Below are 2563 nucleotides of genomic sequence, written 5' to 3' on the forward strand. Positions count from 1 at the left end.
GTGAGCTTACGAGAAGATAGTGTACATAGGTATTAAGAAGCGGCTCTGGCCGAAAGCCAGAGCCTGTTTTGATTAGATATTGGACTGATAATTCCAGGGCAAGAACTGTTGTGGATTAGCCTTAACTTCACTTTCCATTCGCTGTATCGTATTAAAGTAATCCAGCACATTTATACCCGCTTCGGCTGATGTCGCTATCATCGCCATGATCACATCCGCAATACTCGCACCAGCCTGTGTTTTATGGAACAGGGCATTTTTTCGGTTGCGAGCAACTAGCTTGAGTGCTTGCTCCGCTCGGTTATTATCCAGCTGTGCTCCCTCGAGACGGCAGAAGGCGGTCAGCCCCTCATAATGCTTAGTAAAATAATTAATTGCTTTACCAAGCCCGCTGTTTTCTTCTGTATTTCCCCTGTTCAGCTCGGCCTGACCCCAGTTTCGGATCTGCTCCATTACCGGAAGTGATAGCTTTTTATGCCAAGCTAACCGTTGCCCCGCGTTAAGTCCTAGCTCCCTGGCTTCATCATCGTGTCGCCAGATTTCACCATACCACTGTAGTACTTGCTCCACTTCATCTGGAAACTGATTAAGGACTTCGGCAAACTGCCGTCGTCCGTGACTGTTGCACAGACTGTGTTCGACCACGTAATCAAGCGATGGGCGGTTGCTGGATAAGGCATCACTCATCAATATCGGGGGCGCGAGTGTCCGGCCACGGTCATGTAAAATCTCGTCGATGAACTCGCCGGCATGACCGATATTGGTCTGATACAACACGACAGTACGACCCTCTTTTAAGCCCGCGACTAAACCGGAGCTGTAAACACCACTGCGCTCTCGGGTTTTTGTTCCATTTCTCTGCGGCTTTTCTATCGGGACTTTGTCTAAAATTCGGTTGGTCGTGTCATCTAAATAATAGTGCTCTGCGTTTGCGGCAAACACTCTTAACAAGTTATAAATGGGTTGCAAGCTATTGGCGACTAACTCGACTTGGTCAAAGATGGTTGAGGCGGTCAGTTTAATCCCCATCAGCGCTTGCGTACTCTCCTGACGATAGTAGGGTGCACCTGCAAAAAACTTGTGAAGAGCCATCAGGCTGCGGGCACTGTAGCCATACTTCTGGCTTGGCTCTCCATCATTTATCACGTCATTAGGTAACTTGGCAGTGAAGTACTGACCACAGGCATTGCAACGTAGCCGCTCCATAACGTGTTGCTCTGGGACGAACGGACTTTGCCCAGTGATCCGCAACAGCGTAGCGGGCTCGTATTTATATAACTTGCCTTTTTGACACTCGGGGCAACTATCGCCTTTCTTTAGATCGTCCAGTTTATGCTGAGTGACTTTCGGTTTCACTGGTGGTGTGCTGGGTTGGGTATTTTTAGGCTTAGGACGTTTTTGACCGCGGTTTTTGTTTTTCTTATTTTTCTGGCCGAGTAGAGTGTCCATCGTTTCTGATGACTTGACCATGCCAACCAACTTACGCAATTTATGCAGGGTGATATCGTTGTCAGACAGACGCTCTTGCAAGGCAGCCAGCGTCTTTAATGCCTTCAACAAGATGTGGCAATCTTCCGCACTCAGTGCTAAGTCGTGCTCCTTTGCCTCGTGCACTCGCTGGATAAGCCTGTCCAGCTCTTCGCTGTCAATATCGGTAAAGTCTTGCGCCATTTAAGTTCCTGTCGGCTGGCTTGCAGTGCTGATGCGCTCAATTATTCCAGCATTGTGGGATCGGTCAACATGATCGTGAGGATCGATAACTTAAAGGGGAATAGTGTGCGTACGGTCATACTTTTTGCCAGCCAGGCAGCCCCACCAACAGGGCTTTAAGCTGCTTCGCGGCGACAGGGGTCACCCCATCTTGGTGATGACGGGGCCAATCTTGAAAGCGGCCTTTGCTCAGGCGTTTATTGATTAACCAGAAGCCAGAGCCGTCATAACATAATGCTCTAAGCATGGTTTGACGGCGGTTGGTAAACACAAACAGGGTTCCGCTACGAGGCGACTGTTTTAGCTGATGACGACACAGGGCGGCGAGTCCATCAATACCACAGCGAAAATCGGCTGGTTGAGTCGCAAGCAGGATTTTACTCTCAGCAGTCAGGTGGATCATTTTACTTCTCCTGCTTCTTGTATCAGAGCTCGCAATAAGTCAGGAGAGACAAGGCCGCTGATACGGATCTGACTTGAATTAGGAAGAGTGAGCTGAAGGCTCAGGTCTGATTTAGGTAGTAAATCAGGCTCTATCTGTAACGGAACAAAATCAGGAGCGGACGACTTAACGGGAAGTTGCTTGCGCCAGTCATTGAGCTGGGTGGTGCAGATCCGTAGTGCTTTGGTCACGTGACTGATCGGATATTCTTCAAGCAGCTTGAGTGCTAAGCAGCGTAGTTCATCGGGGATACTGGCATGTTTATTAATGCGGGTTTGTCGCCAGTGCTCAAAGTCAGCAGTGGCCTGAATCAGGTTTTTCTGGTTTTGCATGGTGCCTTCCTTATATTGGATAAGCACTTAGTAAACCAGAGCTGGCGAGTTAAGTTGAGCTATGCTGCCGTAAGCTCAC

General features: G+C 48.9%; 3 protein-coding genes. All 3 read right to left on the minus strand.

Annotated elements, in window-relative coordinates; all coding sequences use genetic code 11:
- Positions 1-72: 72 nt before the first annotated feature.
- The 3 genes from tnpC to FH976_RS15575 all read right to left on the minus strand — a co-directional run bounded on the left by tnpC (position 73) and on the right by FH976_RS15575 (position 2484).
- Complete coding sequence (tnpC, locus tag FH976_RS15565) at positions 73-1671, minus strand: IS66 family transposase (RefSeq protein ID WP_194091689.1); 1599 nt, start codon at positions 1669-1671, stop codon at positions 73-75.
- 115 nt (positions 1672-1786) lie between these two features.
- Positions 1787-2113: an IS66 family insertion sequence element accessory protein TnpB gene (tnpB, locus tag FH976_RS15570; RefSeq protein ID WP_004393962.1), complete on the minus strand. Its 327-nt coding sequence runs from the start codon at positions 2111-2113 to the stop codon at positions 1787-1789.
- Positions 2110-2484, minus strand: a complete 375-nt coding sequence (locus tag FH976_RS15575; protein WP_020433901.1) for a hypothetical protein — start codon at positions 2482-2484, stop codon at positions 2110-2112. The genes tnpB and FH976_RS15575 overlap by 4 nt, the downstream gene beginning before the upstream one ends.
- Positions 2485-2563: the final 79 nt, after the last annotated feature.

This window comes from Vibrio hibernica (genome assembly GCF_015223435.1).
Classification (GTDB): domain Bacteria; phylum Pseudomonadota; class Gammaproteobacteria; order Enterobacterales; family Vibrionaceae; genus Vibrio; species Vibrio hibernica.

Coding starts and splice junctions, on each gene's coding strand:
- FH976_RS15575 (WP_020433901.1), bottom strand. CDS start 2,484: ATGCAAAACCAGAAAAACCTGATTCAGGCCACTGCTGACTTTGAGCAC.
- tnpC (WP_194091689.1), bottom strand. CDS start 1,671: ATGGCGCAAGACTTTACCGATATTGACAGCGAAGAGCTGGACAGGCTT.
- tnpB (WP_004393962.1), bottom strand. CDS start 2,113: ATGATCCACCTGACTGCTGAGAGTAAAATCCTGCTTGCGACTCAACCA.